Here is a 20,518-nt window from a genome sequence, read left to right as displayed (position 1 = left end):
ATCTTTTTTTAAGAAGGCTTTTTTTATGGATACCTCGACTTTCTACTTGTTGGCTATTTGCTGTACAAGATACTGCCGAGTCCATAGGGGTTCAATATGGGAAATAACAAGGCGGCTTTTTTGTTGTTGATCCTTAACAATTTGATAGTGACAATGAATTTCTCCAATAGCTTGATAACCTTTTTCACCAAAGCCACTATGATTTGCAGGGATCCAATTATTGCCTAACTTTTTCAAGGTGTTCCGTATTATTTGATGATTGCGATTAGAAACTATATCGGAAGAAATATACCCGAATAAACCATGGTCTATCACAAAACGGATATTTAAAGAATCCTTGGTAGTTGGCATAGCATTAACTTCTAGATTTTCCAATAATTTATTCAATTCCCTAACCAATTGATTATATCCCTTTTTATACGAGATTTGATATCCTGATCGATGTATAGCATGGAAGTCTGCGGAGTCAGTCACTGATGCCGCGGTATTTGGTTTGATTTTAAAATTAGGGGATATTTTTGCCCCATTTCTACTGTTTAATGAGCTGGAAGGCAGAAAGGATGAAATAGAAACGATCTTTCTATCTTGCGGGCTATTGACCAAAAAATGAAAATTATAGCGAGATGGTACAATTTTATCTTGATATTTGGGGGGGGTTAATCTTGATAAAATGGATTCAAATTGTCTGATGAATACCGATCTAAATGCTTTTTCAGGATAATTTTCTTCAAAATTATACCCATCTATAGCTATCAATTCTTTCGTACCATCCGCATTAAATTGAACTTGGAGTTGAAAATTCTTCGGATAATCATTTTCAGCTAGAGGATAAATTGTTTTTGAGGTTATTTGATATAAGTGCCTACCAAAACTATCCTGATGTACAATCTTTCCTTTAAGGTTTAAAAAACTTAAATCGTTTACTAGTTCGTCCTTAAATAAAAGGGGGTTGAATAAATTAAACTCATCATAATCATCTTTTAATCGTTTTTTGTGATCGACTAATTTGATGCTGTCGATCTGCATGGTCACATTTCGACCGTTCTTGTTATATCCTATTTCTGCCTGATAATAAAACTTTAATTTTACATAGGCTGCTTGTTTCCCGCCGCTGCTAAGTTTTCCAATCCAATCACCGCTTGTTTTTAAAAGTTCATGTTTGATTGTTTGCTTTAACAAATTGTGGCTAAAGTCGAATTCGAAGAAGCCTAAATGTCCATTTTTATTTATGAACAGTGGTATAAGTACATTTTGTGGCGAGCTATAGGCAGAAAGTTGCGTGTTAAATAATTTTTCATTCAAATCCTCCTTCAGTATTTGTAAGCTACTATCTATTTTGTAGGCTATTGCATCTTCAGTAAAGACGGTGTAGCTTTTGTCAAATTCTTCAATTTCCCAATCTTGTATTTTGAATGGGTGCTTCGCATTCAATTTTTGTTGGAAAAGGTCTAAATCTAGCGGAATTTGAACCCCTTGAGTAAATCCATCATGGCTAAAAAAAAGATGAAAAATAAGTAAACATAAACAATAGGTTTTATTTTTCATTCAAACGTATTTAAAAAGTGATTTTATAGCAAGTGAATTCCTCATGCTATAAGATAAAGTTATTAATTAATTCAAGATAATACCCGTTAACGAACAGTTTTTTTAAACCACTCCTCTTGTGAATTTATGCATATGGCTACTTGCTTATTTATCTGATTTTATTTGGATTTGATCAAGCATATGCTTAACTCATTTAGGTGTTTCTTAGGAATTTTCAATATTCAAATCTTCCTTGTAATATTTTATATCCAACGCATCTCCTTTGGATCTTCTTCGGAACTCCATCGGATTTTGCACGAAATTTTGCGCAGAAAGTCCGAAGGAGATCCGTTGATTTTCCTCTAAATCAGCATATTTACACCAAGCTATTTGCTATGCTTTTGATGGAATAAAATCAAAAATTTCCGACTTAGGACGTACCCTTAATTTTTTTCTTCTTTTGGAAGAAGCTACATTCTCTACACAACAGGATGATGTTACTTTAGGTTAAAGAACTTGATATTATCAGGCAGAAGCTGAGTAGAAAATGCTTGACTAAGCAAGGAAATTTCTAAGTGTTTCTTGGAGGGTAAATTTAATTATTGAAGAATAGCCATAGAAAATGGGCCAGGCGTTTTACCACCTGACCCACAAGCTACTATTAAACTAAACAGATCTTTTTAGAATTTGTAGGTAATACTTCCTACGGCATTACTAAGTTTCTGAGGATTTGCTGTAGTATAGCCTATCCAATACTTTTCATTCGTTAAATTGTCTATCTTAAATCCTATTTTATATTTTTTTGTTTCGTAAAATACATTGGCATTGAGTACAAAATAGTTGTTTAAGGTGAATATACTTTCTACTTGCGTCATTGGGTTTATGCTATTGACAATTTTGTTGTCACTGGCGTAATTTCCACCAATACCTATACCTAATCCCTTAGCTTGGCCGCTATAGAAGAGGTAACTCGCATAGAAATTAACTAACCAAGGTGAAATGGCAATATTTGGTCTTCTACCTTCTACAGCGGCATCGGATTTAATGAATTTGCTGTCATTATAACTTAAACCTCCTATTAAGGAGAATCCTTTGACTAGATAGGCATTTATTTCCAGTTCCATACCTTGACTTCGCAGCTGTCCTGTTTGGTTTTGTATGGCAATAGAAGTATTCGGTACTGTTTCTCCAGAATTCAAAATAGTGTTTTTGACATCAATAGAGTAATAATTCACATTGGCGCTTAAGCGATCGTTAAATAAAACAGCCTTAAATCCTCCTTCCAATTGATTGGCAGTTTCAGGGTCAGATAATTTCAAATTACCACTGGCATCTCCTATGAAATAACCATTACTTTTAAAGCTGTTTTGGTAATTTCCAAATAGGGATAATTTATCTTTTAACAGTTCAACAACAAGCCCTACTTTTGGAGACCATGCCGATTGATTATATGCTTTTGCCTCGTTTGGACCAATTCGTCCGCCTTTAAAATCAATATTTTCATAACGTATAGCAGTCATCAAATGGATAGCTGATATAGGACTAAAGACGTTAGAGATGTATCCGCTATAGGTATTTTTCTGCGTTATGCTGTTCCATCTATTATTTTGGTCAAAATTGTAGTTTGGTCGATTTTTTAATGCTTGATAATAGTCATTTATTCGCTTTGCATTGAAATCGCTGTAATTAGATTGGTTAAATGCAACCCAGTCTATTTGTCCAAATATAAAACGACTGTTATCATCCGATTTATTAAAGTCAAAACCAGCAACCGTTCGATTTCGCATTGTTCCGAATTGGTAATCAAAATTAAAATTTTGCTGTATTTGAATATTTTTCTGCCAGGCATCTTCTGTAGATTGATCCGCACGGATAATTCCCAGTTCTGTTTCGTTCGCATTTCCAGATAGTGAACCTTTTGTCCCTAAGGAAAAATAGGGATTTGAGCCATTAGAACCACTGTAAGAATAACCAATATGACTGGAACTTCTAATATTCGGATTTATTTGATAGGTTGCCTTGGCAAAGAGATTGTGTACAAATGCATCGGTATGTAAACCCGAACCGATATAGGATTGTTTATAGTCTAATCCAGTGTTGGTATAAAGCGCTCTTAGATTGTCAAATCCAAGAGCTGGGGATAGGTAAAAAAACAATTGTTCTGGTAATGCTTTCGTCAGAAAACCTTCGTAATCCAGGGCTAAGGATAATTTATCGTTGGCATGAAATAATAGGGAAGGAGCTAGTGCGAGATAACGATTTTTAGCATTGGTCTTTTGAAATGTTCCTTCGGTCGTATAAGCCGTATTTAAGCGAAATAATAATTGATTGTTTTTGGTTAAAGGAGCATTGAAATCTGCTTGTGCTCTCCAGAAATTATAGCTTCCACCGGATACGCTCACATGGGTAAATAAACTATCCATAGGAACTTTGGTGACGATATTCATTATACCTCCGTAGGAACCAAAACTACTGCCATACAAGGTAGCAGAAGGGCCTTTCAACACTTCAAATTTTTCCATATTAACAGCGTCTAGGCTGGTGCTGTTTGGAGCGACAAATCCATTCCTTAAAGGTTTGTTGACGATGAAACCTCTCAAATTAAAAAAGGAACCTCCATCACCCGCACGATGGGTTGGGTTCCACATTTTTTGTAAGCCAGTAATATTTCTAAAGCCTTCATCAAGGGTGAAAAGCTGTTGATTTTCAAAAAATATTTTATCAATGGAAGAATATACTTGTGAATTTTCAATAGCCTTTAGTGGCATTTTGTTGCTGTATTCAGTGTCCTTTTTGATATATTTATTGATGAAGACTTCATCAATATTTTGTGTGTTCAAAGTATCTTTTGCGGTAGGTTTTTGATTTTGCGCGTGTACGGAAATACACGCCATAAGTGCCGTAGCCAGTAGGTAATTTTTCATGTGTTAGTGACGGTTAAAAAAGTATTTGTTAATAATCAATAAAAGGGGTATTGCCAATGCCATCCAACTCCAAATATCCCAAAGGATGGAGGAGCCAGCGAGTGCGATTATTAGTCCGAAAATGGATAGTAAGGCTATGGCTATAGGCATTCCCCAAAGCTTAAGTATAGGTGCTATTTTCATGATCAGGTTTATGTTTAGGGATGAATTGGATTTTCGCTTTCCTACGATGATACCATAGGTAGAGGCCGGTTATCAGTATGATGATGGAGGCGATATCGAATAATGCCCAGATAATTTTTAGTGGAAGTCCTCCATAATCACCAAAGTGCAAAGGTTGAGATAAAAATAAGGTATTCACGTACCAAGGCATGGGTCTAGCATCTGTGAACTCGCCTGTTTCAGCATCTATTAATACAGGCATTAGTAAACGAGCAGTAAGTTCTGTGTTGCCTTTCATAAATACGGCATAATGATGTTTGCTGGTGAATATTGTACCAGGAAATGCCACAAATACTACTTTCATGTGAGGAACTGTTGCTGAAGCCGTTTGAACGGCTTGGTCTAAAGAGCTTGGCTTTCCTAGGATAGGCGGGTAATGCTGGTATGGAGCCGTCATTTCCGCCAATTGTCCTTGTTGCCATAGGCCTAATACCACATCAGATAGGGTATTGATCACCCCAGTAAATCCAACGACAAAAAGCCAAGCCATCGTAGTTATTCCAATCAAATTATGTGTATCTAACCATCGGAGGCGATTGGATTTATAGTGACGAATCATTCCGAAGTCGTAATTCTTCATGATAGGGCCGTACAATACGATTCCAGAAATGATCGCTATCAATAGTAAAAGGCCCATGATTCCCAGGAAAAGTTTTCCGGGAATTCCGGCAAACAAGTCGGTATGTAATTTAAGCATGATGTACATGAAACCTTCATTTTTGGGTTCTATCAGTACCTTTCCGGAGTTTTCACTCATTAGAAAATAATTGCTTTTTTCGAAATCATCGGATGGCCTTTCGCTTAGATCGAGCAGTACCTGATTTGGATGTTCATCATAATCCCAATAGGCATAGCGTACTTTTTTACCTGGATTTTTTGATTCGGCTATTTTTATCAATTCATCTTGGCTTTTCTTTTGATTATCCGATTGCGTTTCAGTAGGTAATTTAGTCAGGTAATGTTCGATTTCTTCGGTAAAAATCAAGGGTAATCCTGTGATGCATAAGAGTAATAAAAAGAGGGTGCTAATTAAACTTGTCCATTTATGCCAGTTGAACCAGCGTTTTGCATTTTTAACTTGCATACAGATTACTTCAATTGTTAGGGGTGTTAAATTAGTTTCTGGTTAAAAAACTTTTCAAATATATGTTTATTTAGATTAATTAAAAATAAGATTGAATTTTTTTTAATTTTTTTGAACACGTAGTCAGCGCTAATCTTAGCTTGTATAGGAAGGAAACTAATGGTTTGATGAAACAGATACGGTCGTATAGCGTACTTTCTGACTGGGAAGAGTTTATTTAGCTCCGATTACGGAACGGAAGATTTCAAAAATTAGTAATATATTTAATCCAATTTTTCCGGCATTATTTAATTTTTAGCTGCCTATACCTTATTACTGTGTCAAATTTTATTTTAATTATATTTTGTCTATTCGCTGGTGCCATTGCTAGGAGATTGCATTGGGTTGCAAAGGATGGCTACAAAGCATTAAATGCTTGGGTATTGTATTTTGGTTTACCCGCTTTATCTTTCAGTTATCTGCCAACGCTACAATGGGATTCGGGATTACTCTTTACTTTAGTATGTCCATTGATCGTATTGTTAGGCTCTATACTGTTTTTCTATATTTTAGGGAATATACTCTCCCTCTCTACAAGATCGAAACATACGTTAATGCTGGTGGGTGGATTTAGCAATACCTCATTTGTTGGCTTTCCATTAATAACCGCCTATTATGGCGTGGAATATTTACCGTATGGAATCGTAGCCGATCAAATGACATTTTTTCTATTATCTACCGTTGGGGTGATTATTGGGATGAAAGGGAGTTTAAATAGTCGGAATAGCATCAGTATTCGCTATATATTAAAACGAGTGGTTACCTTTCCTCCCTTTGTTGGCTGTGTCCTGGCATTAACCATAGGTCGTTTGATTGATTTATCGGCCTTGGATCCATTTTTCAAAATGATATCTTCTACCGTTTCGCCTATAGCCTTATTTTCTATAGGACTACAATTGAATTTTGGAATCGTTAAAAAAGAGATTCCAAATTTAGCCTATGCTATAGGTTATAAATTGCTAATCGCTCCTTTATTGGTTTCCATATTAGCAGTCCTTTTGAAAGGAAGCGGATTTATTTATACAGTATCTGTTTTTGAAATGGCCATGCCTACGCTCGTTTCGACAAGTATTGTAATTGACCAATTCAAATTAAATAATAAGCTAGGGAATAGCGCAATCGGTTTAAGTATTCCATTAAGTTTGATTTCAAGTTACCTTTGGTATGAAATTTTGAAAATACTAATTCTGTAACCGAAATGTTATTGTTTATTCTACTATATTATTTATCTTTATTGCAAAGTAAACTAAGTTATATTCATAATTTAATAATTTAAGGTCGTAATTAGACATATATGAAACGAATTCTATTCTTCGCTTTGTTGGCAGGAATGCAAATGAGTAACGCACAAACAAAACATGAGCGTTATACCCAGAAAATTGATGGGACAAATTTAGAGTTCACTATGGAAGCGATTCCAGCTGGTGAATTTAAAATGGGAAGTGCGAAATCATCAAAAGCCGATGAAAAGCCAGTGCACCAAGTAAAGATTGATCCATTCTGGATGGGTACTTATGAAGTAACATGGAATTTATTTGAACCTTTTTTATATAAGGATTTCGAAGTCACTAAATCTACTGATGGGAAAGTTCCTGCGAATGTAGATGCGGTAACTAGACCAACCAAGCCATATTTAGATATGACTTTTGGATTTGGTAAAGATGGTCAACCTGCATTAGCCATGACTCATTATAATGCGATTCAGTTTTGCAAATGGTTATATATTCGTACAGGTGTTTTCTATCGATTACCTACCGAAGCAGAATGGGAATATGCCTGCCGTGCAGGAAGCACAAGTGAGTATTTTTTCGGGGATGATGCTGCTCAATTAGGAGATTATGCCGTATATAAAGATTCAGGCAATGGTAAAACTACGAAAGTTGGAACGAAAAAAGCAAATCCTTGGGGCTTGTTTGATATCCTAGGAAATGTGGGTGAATGGACGTATGATCAATACCAAGAAGATTATTATAAGCAGTTTGATGGAAAAGTTGCTGCTAATCCAGTGAATGTTCCTAGTAAACTATATGCACATGTGGTTCGTGGAGGATCATACGATAGTTCAGCAGAGGATTTAAGATCTGCGGCTCGTGCTGCATCAGATCCGTTTTGGAAGCAATTGGATCCTCAGATTCCTAAGTCGAACTGGTGGTTTCCAGAAGCTCCTTTTGTAGGTATGCGTTTAGTTAGACCAGTAACTCCGCCAAGCAATGAGGAAATCATGAAATATTATGATAAAGCTCCTATAAAGGATTTTTAATACAATAACAAAAATTATAAAACTCAAAAATAAATCTAAATAGATGGAAAATATAAAACGTAGAGATTTTATCAAATCTTCCACAGCTGTAGTAGGGGCTACAGCATTAGCGAGCAGTTCTGTAGGAAAGGTTTTTGCTGCTGGAACGGATGTGATTAAAATTGCTTTAGTTGGTTGTGGTGGCCGAGGAACCGGTGCAGCATTTGATGCGTTAAATTCTGGTCAGAATGTTCAGTTGGTGGCCATGGCAGATGCATTTAAAGACAATTTGGACTCCACTTACAATACGTTGAAAGAAAAGTTTGGCGATAAGATTAATGTGCCAGACAGCCGTAAATATGTGGGATTTGATGCGTATAAAGCCGCAATTAAAGATGCAGATGTTGTTTTGTTGGTAACGCCTCCAGGATTTAGACCTGCACATTTTGAAGAAGCCGTAAACCAAGGAAAACACGTGTTTATGGAGAAAGCAGTGGCTGCCGATATTCCAGGTGTTCGTCGTGTTCTAGCGGCTGCAGAAATCGCAAAAAAGAAAAAATTAAACGTGGTGGTAGGATTGCAACGTCGGTACCAAGCAAATTATCGCGAAACGATAAAACGTATTCACGATGGTTCTATTGGCGATGTGGTATCTGGCCAAGTATATTGGAATAGTGGTGGTGTTTGGGTAAGACCTCGTAAACCAGGACAAACAGAAATGGAATATCAAATGCGTAATTGGTACTATTTCAACTGGTTATGTGGTGATCATATCGTGGAACAACACGTGCACAATATTGACATTGCAAACTGGGTAAAAGGTAAGTATCCTGTTTCTATTCAAGGTACGGGTTCTAGAGCGCATCGTACAGGTAAAGAGTATGGTGAGATTTATGACAATTTCGCACTAGAAATGACTTACGATGATGGATCTGTAGTATATAGTCAATGTAGACATTTCGAAGGTATTCCAAATCGTGTCGATGAGCAATTCCAAGCGACTAAAGGTAGAGCATATGTATCTGCCAATGGTCAAGGTATACTTTGGGATGCGAAAGGGAAAGAGATTTTCCGTCATGATCCAAAAGGTAATCCAAACCCTTATCAACAAGAGCATAAAGAACTTTTCGAAGCAATTGCTAAAGGGGAATATAAATTTGAAAATGCGGAGTATGGTGCCTATAGTTCATTGACAGGTATCATTGGTCGTATCGCTTGTTATACAGGAGAGGTTATTTCTTGGGATAGAGCGTTAAAATCAAATATTGATTTAATGCCAGAATTATTATCATGGGATGCTAAACCAAAAATATTACCAAATGCAGATGGATTCTATCCAGTTGCAATTCCAGGACATGATGTGGCAAAATATATCTAATAGTGATCAACTATTTTAATACGATCCTATTACTATTAATTGGTTGCTTGGCCTATGGTCAGCAACCAATTTCTAATTTAAAGCAGTTTGAAATTTTTGGTGAAGCGCAAGGAACTACCTACCAAATCAGCTATTATCATGATGCTGCTATAATTTCAAAAAATAGCTTAGATAGCATTTTCCAAGTCATTGATCAGTCCATGTCTTTATATAAGAAAGATTCCAAGATCAATACATTTAATCAATCAAAGGACAAGTTTATGCTTCTGGACAACCATATGAAGGCGGTTGTTAAAAAGTCATTTAGGTTTTATAAGGAGTCTAAAGGTAAGTTTGATGTAACGGTAAAACCTTTGGTATCCCTCTGGGGCTTTGGTCCGGAGAAGACGAAAGTCATTCCAGATAGCGCGCTTGTTCGGGAGACCTTGAAAGATGTAGGGATGGAGAAGCTGGTATTAAAAGGGAATAAATTGATCAAAAAAGTTCCTAATATTCAGCTTGATTTGAATGGGATAGCGCAAGGCTATACGGTGGATGTTATTTACGAATATTTGAAAAAACATGCTGTTGGCAGTTTCCTTATTGAAGTGGGCGGAGAGATCCGAACGCGAGGATTAAAGCCCAATCAGGAAGAATATCGGATATTGATTGCCCGACCAGATTCCATGAATCAAGGCTCAAACTATGTAGTGGGTTTAAAAAATAAATCCATAACTACTGCAGGGAGTTATGAGAATTTTAGAACAGTAGGAAACTATAAGTTTTCTCATCACATGGATCCAAATACGGGATATCCATTGAAATCTACAATTATTTCGGCTACGGTGATCACGGAGTCGGCGATTGATGCGGACGGCTATGATAATGTCATTATGGCAATGGAACCTAAGGAAGCAATCGCATTTGCTAATAAAAAAAATAAAATGGATATTTATTTAATCTATTTGGATGGAGCAGAAATAAAAGAAGCTTATTCCAAAGGGTTTGAAAAATATATCCGAATCTATAAATAAAACACATTATAAATAATCCCTAAATGAAAAGATCTGATTTTATAAAAAACAGCTCGATGCTTGTTGGTTCATCTTTATTTGCCACTGGCCTGAGCGCTAATACCCAAGAGGAAAAATCTGAAATGGATAATCAATTAAATCAACCGTTTAAATTGGACTATGCACCACATCAAGGAATGTTTAGTGCTAGCGCTGGAAAAAGCATGTTGGATGAAATTAAATACTACCATGAACTTGGCTTTCGTAGTATTGAAGATAATGGCATGCCTGGACGTTCACCTGAAGAACAAAAGCAAATTGGTGATTTATTAGCGAAATTAGGTATGCGAATGGGGGTTTTTGTAGTTCCAAAAGGTGGAAACGGAGCCAATTCCTTAGCTGCAGGTAAGAAAGAATTTGTGGATATTTTTACCAAAGGATGTAAAGAATCGGTAGAAATTGCTAAACGTTGTAATGCAAAATGGGTGACAGTGGTACCTGGAGATTATGTGCGTCATTTACCGATTGGGGTACAAACGGCCAATGTGGTTGAAGGATTAAGAAGAGGAGCAGAGATTTTTGAACCGCATGGTATTACGATGGTTTTAGAACCATTAAGTGATACACCAGATCTTTTCTTAAGATTTACAGATCAAACTTATGAAATTTGTAAAGCGGTGAATAGTCCTTCTTGTAAAATTTTGTACGATGTGTACCATCAACAAAAAAATGAAGGTAATTTAATTCCGTTAATGGATTTATGTTGGAGCGAAATTGGGTATATCCAAGTTGGAGATAATCCAGGTCGTAGAGAACCTACCACAGGGGAGATCAATTATAAAAACTTATTTAAGTGGTTATATGAAAAAGGATATAAAGGAATAGTAGGGATGGAGCATGGGATGTCAGCATCTGGAAAAGAAGGCGAACAAAAATTAATTAAGGCTTACAGAGAAGTTGATTCATTCTAAAGCTAAACGCTTTTAGTGTTTGAAACAAATTCGATATACTGTTTTGAATTTAATTATTAATATTTATCTTTAAAATAATACTGTAAATAAACCTTAAATAATGTCTTCATCTATAAAGATTAAACTTTCTTTCATGATGTTCTTGGAGTTTTTTATCTGGGGCTCATGGTTTGTAACGCTAGGTACTTACTTAGGTAATACCTTAAATGCCTCGGGTATTGAGATGTCCAACATCTTTTCTACTCAATCTTGGGGTGCAATCGTAGCTCCGTTTATTATCGGAATGATTGCAGACCGCTATTTTAATGCTGAAAAAATCTTAGGTGTATTACATTTAGTAGGTGCTGTCTTAATGTACCAATTGTACAGCAGTGATTCTGTTGCTAATTTCTTCCCATACGTATTAGGCTATATGATTCTATATATGCCAACCTTATCCTTAGCAAATTCAGTATCGTTCCGTCACATGAAGAATCCAGAGAAGGAGTTTTCGTTGATACGAATCTGGGGAACCATAGGCTGGATAGTTGCTGGCTTGTCGATAAGTTATTTGTTTAAATGGGATAATGAAGAAGGAATAAAAGAAGGATTGTTAAGAAATACTTTTTTAATGTCAGCTGGTGCATCGGTAGTTTTGGGATTGTTAAGTTTCTTCTTACCGAAAACGCCTCCAAGCAGCCCTGCAATAAAAGGGGAAAAGGAAAGTATTTCAAAAATTTTGGGTTTAGATGCCATGAAACTCTTGAAAGACAGAAATTTTCTAGTATTTTTTATCTGCTCTATATTAATTTGTATTCCATTAGCGTTTTACTATCAATACGCGAATCCATTCTTAACAGCCACAGGCTTGGAGAATGCGACAGGTAAAATGACGATAGGTCAAATTTCTGAAGCGCTATGTTTACTGTTATTACCCCTTTTCTTTACTCGATTTGGATTTAAAAATACGATTCTGATTGGGATGATAGCATGGGTGTTTCGATATTTGTTGTTTGCATTTGGCGATGCCGGTGAATTGACATTTATGTTAATTTTAGGTATAGCATTACACGGAATATGTTATGATTTTTTCTTCGTATCTGGACAGATTTATACCGATTCAAAAGCAGGACCTCAAAACAAAAGTGCCGCTCAAGGATTAATTACTTTAGCGACTTATGGTGTTGGTCAGCTTATCGGTTTTCTGGTTGCAGGATATGTATTTGATTTATATAAAGCAGCAGTAGGAACAGATACCGCTTTATTATGGAATAAAGTTTGGGTGGTTCCTGCAGTCATTGCTTTTGCAGTATTTGTGATTTTCGGAATCTTCTTTAAAAAAGAAGAAATCCAAGAACAGGCGAAAACTATTTAAATATAAACTATAATGGTAGAGAATAATGTTTATGATGCTATTGTTATAGGATCTGGTATCAGTGGAGGCTGGGCAGCGAAAGAATTGACTGAGAAAGGTCTGAAAACAATCATGTTAGAACGTGGTCGAAACGTAGAACATGTAAAGGATTATCATGCTTTGAAGGACACTTGGGAATATGAACATCGAGGTGGACGTACTAAACAGATGGAAGCCGACTATCCGGTATTGAAGCGGGATTATCCCTTGAATGAGAAGAACCTAGATTTTTGGGTGAATGAAAAGGAGAGTCCGTATACCGAAGTAAAGCGATTTGATTGGTTTAGAGGTTACCATGTAGGTGGTCGTTCCTTAATGTGGGGAAGACAGAGTTATCGTTTAGGTGATTTGGATTTTGAAGCTAATCTAAAGGATGGTCATGGAGTAGATTGGCCAATTCGTTATGCGGATATAGCCCCTTGGTATAGCTATGCTGAGAAATGGGCAGGTATTTCCGGCAATAAAGATGGTTTATCCGTTTTGCCAGATGGTGATTTTCTGCCACCGATGGATTTTAATATAGTTGAAAAGGACCTTGCAGAGCGTTTGAAAAAACAATATGGCGGCAACCGCCATTTCATTATGGGACGTACGGCAAATATTACAAAACCACATCATGGTCGTATAAATTGCCAATATCAAAACCAATGTTGGTTAGGTTGTAATTTTGGGGCTTATTTTAGTACGCAATCTTCTACTTTGCCACCCGCTATGAAAACCGGTAATCTTACTTTGAGACCGTTTTCAATTGTTACGCGCATTATTTACGATAAAGATACGCAGAAGGCGAAAGGAGTGGAGATAATCGATGCGGAAACGAATAAAACCTACGAATTTTATGCTAAGATAGTGTTTGTATGTGCTTCTGCATTTAACTCTACTTGGGTATTAATGAATTCGGCTACCGATGTTTGGGAAGGTGGTTTAGGAAGTAGTAGTGGTGAATTGGGGCACAATGCAATGGATCACCATTTCCGTTTAGGTGCAGGAGGTCGCGTAGAAGGTTACGATGATAAATATACGTTTGGTCGAAGACCAACAGGTTTATATGTACCACGCTTCGTGAACGTGCCGGGAGATACTAAACAACGTGACTATGTTCGAGGGTTTGGTTATCAAGGTTCAGGAAGCCGGGGCCGCTGGTCTGGTGAAATTGCAGAAATGTCTGTAGGTGGAGCTTGGAAAGATGCAATGTGTGAACCAGGAAATTGGGGTGTAGGATTTACTGCATTTGGAGAAATTCTTCCTTACCATGAAAACCGTATTTTCTTAGATAAAAAGAATACGGATAAATGGGGTCTTCCGATCTTAGCAATGGATATGGAGATTAAAGAAAATGAACATAAAATGCGTAAAGATATGACTGAAGAGATGAAAGAAATGCTGGAATCCATCGGTGTTAAAGATGTTCATACGTATGATAGTGGGTATAATTTCGGAATGGGAATTCATGAAATGGGAACTGCTAGAATGGGTAATGATGCAAAATCTTCGGTATTAAATAAGCATAATCAAGTTTGGGATGCAAAGAACGTATTTGTTACGGATGGTGCAAGCATGACTTCAGGAGGTTGTGTAAACCCTTCTTTAACCTATATGGCATTAACCGCAAGAGCAGTTGATTTTGCAGTTAGTGAACTTAAAAAAGGAAATTTATAATATCTAAACCAATTAATATGAATAAATCAAATTCAAGAAGAGAATTTTTAAAAAATTCGGCAATTGCAGCTGCTGGATTCAGTATTGTTCCAAGACATGTATTGGGCGGTAATGGTTTTACTGCTCCTAGTGATAAGCTCGTAGTAGCTGGAATCGGTGTAGGTGGTAAAGGTGAAAGTGACATCAATGAATTTCACAAAAGTGGAAAAGCAGATATTGCTTTTTTATGTGATGTAGACGATCGTCGTGCAGCAAATTCTATAAAACGATTCCCTAAAGCTAAGTATTACCGTGATTATCGCGAAATGTTGGATAAGGAAGCAAAACATATCGATGCTGTTTCCGTATCTGGTCCAGATCATAACCATGCAATCCATGCATTAGCAGCGATGCAATTAGGTAAACACGTATATGTTCAAAAACCATTAGCACACGATGTTTGGGAAGCAAGAGTATTAACTCATGCCGCTAAAAAATATAAAGTAGTGACGCAAATGGGTAACCAAGGAGCGTCCAATGATGGACCTCGTTTAGCGAGAGAATGGTATGATGCAGGATTAATTGGAGACGTTCATACAGTATACTGTTGGACGGATCGTCCAGTATGGCCTCAAGGTATTCAATGGCCTACTCAAAAAGCGGCAATTCCTAAAGAGTTAGATTGGGATTTGTGGTTAGGTACTGCTCCAAGAAAAGATTTCGTAGATAAATTAGTTCCTTTCAACTGGAGAGGTTGGTGGGATTATGGTACTGGTGCATTAGGAGATATGGGATGTCACCTATTGGAAGTTCCTTTCAGTGTATTAGGTTTATCTTATGTACAAGATGTGCAAGCGTCTGTAGGCTCTGTATATGTGGATGAGTTCAAACGTGGATATTTCCCAGAGAGCTGTCCTCCATCTAGCCATGCTACGATGACTTTCCCTAAAGCAGCAAGAACTCAAGGTCCTGTAACCCTACACTGGATGGATGGTGGTATTCAACCAGCACGTCCAGAGGAATTAGGTCCTAATGAGCGTTTTGGAGATGGTGGTAATGGTATTTTAATGGTCGGTACCAAAGGTAAAATCCTAGCGGATACGTACGGAGATAATGCGCGTTTACTTCCTACTTCTCGTAAAGAACAAGTAGCACAGAAATATGCTCGTGTACAAAATGGTTCAGGTGGTCACTATGCACAGTGGGTTGAAGCTTGTATCGCAGGATATGGTAAAAAAGAAGTGAGTGCTCCATTTGAAATCTCAGGTCCATTGACAGAAGCATTATTGATGGCTAACTTAGCTATTCGTGGTGCCGATTTAAAAGTGGATGGTCAATATCCAGGACGTAACTTGAAATTGATTTGGGATAATAACAATATGAAAGTAACTAACTTTGATGTTGTAAATCAATTTATCAAACGTGAATACCCAGAAGGATGGGGAATTAATTATACTTTATAATTTATTTTATAATGAATAGAAGAGAAGCATTAAGGCGTGTAGCTTTTATCGTCGGAGGTACAGTAGTTGGTGCAAACTTGTTTTTAGAAGGTTGTACTAGACCGGCGACTAAAGATGTAGCGACCCTTTTCGAAAGTGAAGCTACCCATGTTTTAGGGGAGTTAGCAGAAGCTATTTTACCTAAAACAGCTACTCCAGGAGCTAAAGAAGCTGGTGTAGGAGAGTTTATTCCAATCATGGTACGCGATTGCTATGATGAAAAGGATCAAAAGGTGTTCTTGGATGGATTTAATGGACTAGAGGAACGAGCTAAAAAAGAATTTAGTAAGAGTTTCTTAACCTTAACTCCAGAAGAAAAACTTCAATTTGTCAATAATTACGATAAAGAGTCGAAAGAATACCAGAAGAACAAAAAAGAGGAAGATCCGAATCACTTCTTTAATCTGTTTAAGCAATTGACCTTAACTGGATTTTTTACATCTGAACTGGGAATGACCAAAGCATTACGCTATGTGAAAGTTCCTGGGAAATACGATGGAAATTTTCCTTATCAAAAAGGAGACAAAGCTTGGGCGCTTTAAGCTAATCTAACATACAGAAAAGGGCTATATTTTTTAAGATATAGCCCTTTTTTATGGCCTTCATTGGAGGAATTATCAGGAATTGTCGGATCGCTTCACCAACATTAAAAAGTGAATTCGCTGCTCTTTTTCTATACGAAATATCGTGGAATTTGGATGAAGCTGATGGGCTCCAATAATTACTTGATCTTGGTATTTTAATTCTTTTAAATAATTCATTTCTAAGGAACAGATGGTTCCATTCATCACCTCTTGTGCATCCAGGGAATCAAAACACCATTCCATATATTTTACATTATTTGCATGATTGACGATATCTAAATCGGATAATTTTACTTGATGAGTTCCAATGTTATTAAAGGCCATATTGGAATCCAATTTAGAAAGTTGGCCTTTGGTGCTTGACTTTTCAGGAAATAGTAATAGATGATCGGTGCTTAGGGCCAAGTCATCTGCTTTTCTCGTTTTGGTATTAAAAACTGCCCATAAACTAGTGGCACGTATGATGACCCGATCGTTAAAAAGCAGTTCGAAATTACGGGTGCTTTTACTGCCCGTAAAATCCTGAATCCAAGTTCTGATTTTTATTTCTTGGGTATAGGCAGGTAATTCATCTACTTCAATCAACATTCTACTAAGTACCCAAGATTGCCTGACTCGCCACATCTGTTTATAGCCGAATCCAATTCGCTCAGCGTGCTCACTTGCAGTGACTTGTAAGATGTTGTTTAGTTCACTATACTTTAATTTTCCATTTGAATAGCATTGAGTAAAATTTAATTTCCACTCTTTCTCAAAATATCCCATGTATAAACCAATTTAATGCGAATGTAACTAATTTAATATTCTAACGTAAAATCTTGTCTAAATATATAGAAATACTTAAATTGACGTTACCATATAAACGATTAAAACATGATTGGAACTTTAATTCAAAAAGAAGACGTCAATAAATTTAAGTTTATTCCCGCCGATTTAGATAATTCAGATAGATTCATGGCAAAGTTGCAAAATGCTTTGCGCTTAGGTAATGAATTTAAATCAAAAACAGATATAGTATTTAATACAGAAGATGGACCAAAGCGAATCGAAACTACTGTATGGTCCCTAACGGATAAGTATATTCAAATTAAACATGGTATATTAATTCCTTTAAAATCATTAATTGAAATCGAGTATTAACCAACATAATTTTTAAATCATTTTTGTAATAAGTTCATTCAAAACCAACAATTTGGTTTTCGAATAAATGGAGGATAATTTATCCCATGATTCCTAGTCTATGGATCGTTCTATAGCTGGGTCGGAAGGACTTTTTCGTATCTTTAGCAAGAATCTTTAACAAACCATAAAGCTTTAGTAATCCTTGATTCATGAAGATATTTAACGCTTTACAATTACGAGAAATTGATCGACGAACCATTGAAACCGAAGCGATAAGTTCTTGGGATTTAATGGAAAGAGCGGCTAGTCAAGTGGTTGATTATTTGCTCAATCATTATCCAAGCATAACTACCAAACCTATTCATGTAATCTGTGGGAAAGGGAATAATGGCGGGGATGGGCTTGCTATTGCTAGATTATTGCAGCAGAAAGCTGCAGCAGTTGATGTGTTTTTAATTGAAGCGGTAAGTTATTCCGCAGATAATTTGTTGAACCAAAAATTATTGCCCGCTGTACAGCTCTTTAATTCTTCTGATTGCTTGGATTTAAAACCTGAGGGCTATATTATTGATTGCCTATTTGGGTTCGGGTTAAATGAGGCATTATCGGAATCGTGGAATATGCTAATACAGCAAATTAATGACTATAGCGGAACAGTTATCTCTATTGATTTGCCCTCTGGACTTTCTGCAAGTATGCTCATTGATGTGAAGTCGCCTATTGTAAAGGCAGATGAAACATTGACTTTTCAATTTCCGAAGGAAACATTACTCTTGCCAGATTATGCACTTTTTGTAGGTAAATGGACTATCCTTGATATTCAATTAAACCATAGTGCAATAAGGGAAACGGAGTCGGATGTTTATTTTATAGACAAGGAACTGGTACAAAGAATTTTGAAACCAAGGTCTAAATTTTCCCATAAGGGTACTTTTGGTCATGTGGCAATTGTAGGAGGTAGCTTAGGAAAAATAGGGGCTGTCTTGATGTGCACAAAGGCTGCTATCAGAACTGGTTGTGGATTGGTAACTAGCTTTATTCCACGTTGTGGATATGCTATTATTCAAACGGCAGTTCCTGAGGCCATGGTGATGTTGGATGAAAGTGATGAGCTGGTTACGAATTTTACACATTTGAATGAATTTCAAGCGATTGCCGTAGGCGTGGGTTTAGGAGTTCATAAACAGACTGTAGATGGATTTTTAAATTGGCTTAACACATTAACTGAAAAGCAGCAAATCGTTTTTGATGCAGACGCACTTAATATTTTAGCTGCACATCCTGAATTTCTTTCCCTTATCCCTAAGGGAAGTATTTTTTCACCCCATCCTAAGGAATTGAAAAGGTTAATTGGCAATTGGAATTCTGATGCTGAGAAATTGAAATTAGCGAAGGAATTTGCAAAGCAGCATCAAATTACGTTGATAATAAAAGGAGCGCATACTGTAATTTTGACTTCCGATGGGCGTACCTATTATAATTCTTCTGGTAATTCAGGGATGGCTACAGGAGGCACTGGGGATGTGTTAACCGGTATGCTTGTAAGTTTTAGGGCGCAAGGGTATGCCAGTGAAGAAAGTGCCGTGGCAGCTGTTTATTTACATGGTCTAGCAGGTGATTATGCGGCGCAACAATATGGAGAAACTAGTCTTATCGCCACGGATCTTATTCAACATATAAGTAGCGCATTTTTGGCATGTAGTCCTACGCAATAAAATCCATTAATTTTTAAAGGATTTGGTTTTAAATGGCTAAACCTTTTTGTGCTTCTACCTCAAAGACGGTGTCGATCTTCCACTGCGCTTTGTCTTTAGAAGCTTGTACAGCCAGTTGGTCACAACGTTCATTCAAAGGATGTCCAGCATGTCCTTTGACCCAAACTAATTTCACTTGATGTAATTTATAGGTGTTCATTAATCTCATCCAGAGGTCTTTGTTTTTCTTTCCTGCAAAGCCTTTTTTTATCCATCCATGTACCCACTTTTTGTCGATCGCATCAATGACATATTTAGAGTCAGAAAAGATGGTGACCTGTTGATTGATATTTTTCAAAGCTTCTAGGCCGATGATTACAGCCAATAATTCCATGCGATTATTGGTGGTTTTTCTAAAGCCTCCTGAAAATTCTTTTTCAATAAGTTTGCCTTGATATTCAGGGTTTGTGCCTTGATATATCGCTCTAAGTATAGTGCCATATCCTCCAGGGCCTGGATTTCCGCTAGATGCTCCGTCTGTATATAATTCAATCATTGCTACAAAAATAGGTAAATATTTATGCCCATGCTAGATTAATATGTGTTTCCTGAATGGAATAGTAGCCTAGTTGCTGTTTTCTGAGCAATCTTGAAAAATTTCGTATCTGTTTTTGAAGTATTGCAGTATCGCGGAAGTAATAATAACGATAGACAAGCCTATAAAACATCCGATGGCGACTGAAAGCGCTCGATATATAGGCGTATAATTAAGCTGTGTATGATGGGGTTCAATCATAATTATTAAGAGTGCAACAATAGCTACTCGAGCCATATTCAAAATTTTAAATGCTCGGCAGAGTACAATGGTAATAATAATACCTGCCATGATCGAAAAGACACTGTTGGGTAATAACCATACGCAAGCCATAGCGACTGAAGAACCTACAAAATTTGACTTAAATCGTTCTATAGATAATCTTTTTGAATCTTTCTCCTCTGGCGAGATCACTAAGATTATGGACAATAAAGTCCAAAAGATCTCCAGTTCTTTGTAATGTTTATAAAGCAAATAGCCAATAATAAAACCGATAAGACATCTAGCAATATAAATTAAAAGCGGAGAATTAATCAATCTCTTAATACTGGGAGTAATTGATGGGATAAGGGACATTCCTGCAAATTTACTGCTTAATTTGTTCTAAAAAAATTATA

Annotated in this window: 18 protein-coding genes; 11 read left to right on the top strand and 7 right to left on the bottom strand. The window is 36.6% G+C overall.

The features are described 5' to 3' along the window. Window positions 1-42: 42 nt before the first annotated feature. From ACFRAE_RS00915 to ACFRAE_RS00900, 4 genes are all read right to left on the bottom strand, one after another. Window positions 43-1,545: a hypothetical protein gene (locus tag ACFRAE_RS00915; RefSeq protein WP_422795230.1), complete on the bottom strand. Its 1,503-nt coding sequence runs from the start codon at window positions 1,543-1,545 to the stop codon at window positions 43-45. 659 nt (window positions 1,546-2,204) lie between these two features. Next, window positions 2,205-4,448 carry a TonB-dependent siderophore receptor gene (locus ACFRAE_RS00910; RefSeq protein ID WP_422795229.1) on the bottom strand — a complete coding sequence of 748 codons (2,244 nt, stop codon included), beginning with the start codon at window positions 4,446-4,448 and terminating at the stop codon, window positions 2,205-2,207. Window positions 4,449-4,451: 3 nt separating this feature from the next. Next, window positions 4,452-4,631 carry a hypothetical protein gene (locus ACFRAE_RS00905; RefSeq protein WP_422795228.1) on the bottom strand — a complete coding sequence of 60 codons (180 nt, stop codon included), beginning with the start codon at window positions 4,629-4,631 and terminating at the stop codon, window positions 4,452-4,454. Then, window positions 4,609-5,754: a PepSY-associated TM helix domain-containing protein gene (locus tag ACFRAE_RS00900; RefSeq protein ID WP_422795227.1), complete on the bottom strand. Its 1,146-nt coding sequence runs from the start codon at window positions 5,752-5,754 to the stop codon at window positions 4,609-4,611. Before ACFRAE_RS00900 ends, ACFRAE_RS00905 begins: the two co-directional genes overlap by 23 nt. A gap of 317 nt (window positions 5,755-6,071) precedes the next feature. Between ACFRAE_RS00900 and ACFRAE_RS00895 the strand changes: the two genes are divergently transcribed. From ACFRAE_RS00895 to ACFRAE_RS00855, 9 genes are all read left to right on the top strand, one after another. Next, window positions 6,072-6,986 carry an AEC family transporter gene (locus ACFRAE_RS00895; RefSeq protein ID WP_422795226.1) on the top strand — a complete coding sequence of 305 codons (915 nt, stop codon included), beginning with the start codon at window positions 6,072-6,074 and terminating at the stop codon, window positions 6,984-6,986. A gap of 101 nt (window positions 6,987-7,087) precedes the next feature. After that, entirely contained in the window at window positions 7,088-8,053 is a 966-nt protein-coding gene (locus tag ACFRAE_RS00890) for a formylglycine-generating enzyme family protein (RefSeq protein ID WP_422795225.1), read from the top strand. 43 nt (window positions 8,054-8,096) lie between these two features. After that, window positions 8,097-9,410, top strand: coding sequence for a Gfo/Idh/MocA family oxidoreductase (locus tag ACFRAE_RS00885; RefSeq protein ID WP_422795224.1), 1,314 nt, complete (start codon window positions 8,097-8,099; stop codon window positions 9,408-9,410). 2 nt (window positions 9,411-9,412) lie between these two features. Then, on the top strand, window positions 9,413-10,423 hold the full coding sequence (locus ACFRAE_RS00880; RefSeq protein WP_422795223.1) for an FAD:protein FMN transferase: 1,011 nt from the start codon (window positions 9,413-9,415) through the stop codon (window positions 10,421-10,423). Between the two features lie 23 nt (window positions 10,424-10,446). After that, entirely contained in the window at window positions 10,447-11,373 is a 927-nt protein-coding gene (locus ACFRAE_RS00875) for a hydroxypyruvate isomerase family protein (RefSeq protein ID WP_422795222.1), read from the top strand. A 100-nt stretch (window positions 11,374-11,473) separates the two neighbouring features. Then, window positions 11,474-12,727 (top strand): nucleoside permease, encoded by a 1,254-nt coding sequence (locus ACFRAE_RS00870; protein ID WP_422795221.1) that lies wholly within the window; start codon window positions 11,474-11,476, stop codon window positions 12,725-12,727. A 12-nt stretch (window positions 12,728-12,739) separates the two neighbouring features. Continuing rightward, window positions 12,740-14,425 (top strand): GMC oxidoreductase, encoded by a 1,686-nt coding sequence (locus tag ACFRAE_RS00865; protein ID WP_422795220.1) that lies wholly within the window; start codon window positions 12,740-12,742, stop codon window positions 14,423-14,425. Between the two features lie 17 nt (window positions 14,426-14,442). Then, window positions 14,443-15,867: a Gfo/Idh/MocA family protein gene (locus ACFRAE_RS00860; protein ID WP_422795219.1), complete on the top strand. Its 1,425-nt coding sequence runs from the start codon at window positions 14,443-14,445 to the stop codon at window positions 15,865-15,867. Between the two features lie 11 nt (window positions 15,868-15,878). Beyond that, window positions 15,879-16,448 (top strand): gluconate 2-dehydrogenase subunit 3 family protein, encoded by a 570-nt coding sequence (locus ACFRAE_RS00855; RefSeq protein WP_422795218.1) that lies wholly within the window; start codon window positions 15,879-15,881, stop codon window positions 16,446-16,448. Window positions 16,449-16,523: 75 nt separating this feature from the next. On the opposite strand, the gene ACFRAE_RS00850 is transcribed toward ACFRAE_RS00855, so the two are convergent. Then, complete coding sequence (locus ACFRAE_RS00850; protein ID WP_422795217.1) at window positions 16,524-17,255, bottom strand: acyl-[acyl-carrier-protein] thioesterase; 732 nt, start codon at window positions 17,253-17,255, stop codon at window positions 16,524-16,526. 108 nt (window positions 17,256-17,363) lie between these two features. Between ACFRAE_RS00850 and ACFRAE_RS00845 the strand changes: the two genes are divergently transcribed. Together ACFRAE_RS00845 and ACFRAE_RS00840 are read left to right on the top strand one after the other, a co-directional pair. Next, window positions 17,364-17,630, top strand: coding sequence for a hypothetical protein (locus ACFRAE_RS00845; protein WP_422795216.1), 267 nt, complete (start codon window positions 17,364-17,366; stop codon window positions 17,628-17,630). A gap of 191 nt (window positions 17,631-17,821) precedes the next feature. Further along, window positions 17,822-19,327 (top strand): NAD(P)H-hydrate dehydratase, encoded by a 1,506-nt coding sequence (locus ACFRAE_RS00840; protein WP_422795215.1) that lies wholly within the window; start codon window positions 17,822-17,824, stop codon window positions 19,325-19,327. A gap of 28 nt (window positions 19,328-19,355) precedes the next feature. Here the strand turns inward: ACFRAE_RS00840 and rnhA are convergent, their stop codons facing one another. Further along, window positions 19,356-19,862, bottom strand: a complete 507-nt coding sequence (gene rnhA, locus ACFRAE_RS00835; RefSeq protein ID WP_422795214.1) for a ribonuclease HI — start codon at window positions 19,860-19,862, stop codon at window positions 19,356-19,358. Window positions 19,863-19,931: 69 nt separating this feature from the next. Continuing rightward, on the bottom strand, window positions 19,932-20,477 hold the full coding sequence (locus tag ACFRAE_RS00830; RefSeq protein WP_422795213.1) for an FUSC family protein: 546 nt from the start codon (window positions 20,475-20,477) through the stop codon (window positions 19,932-19,934). Window positions 20,478-20,518: the final 41 nt, after the last annotated feature.

This window comes from Sphingobacterium sp. HJSM2_6 (assembly GCF_049316305.1).
GTDB lineage: Bacteria > Bacteroidota > Bacteroidia > Sphingobacteriales > Sphingobacteriaceae > Sphingobacterium.
This window is presented reverse-complemented; position numbering and strand designations above follow the sequence as displayed.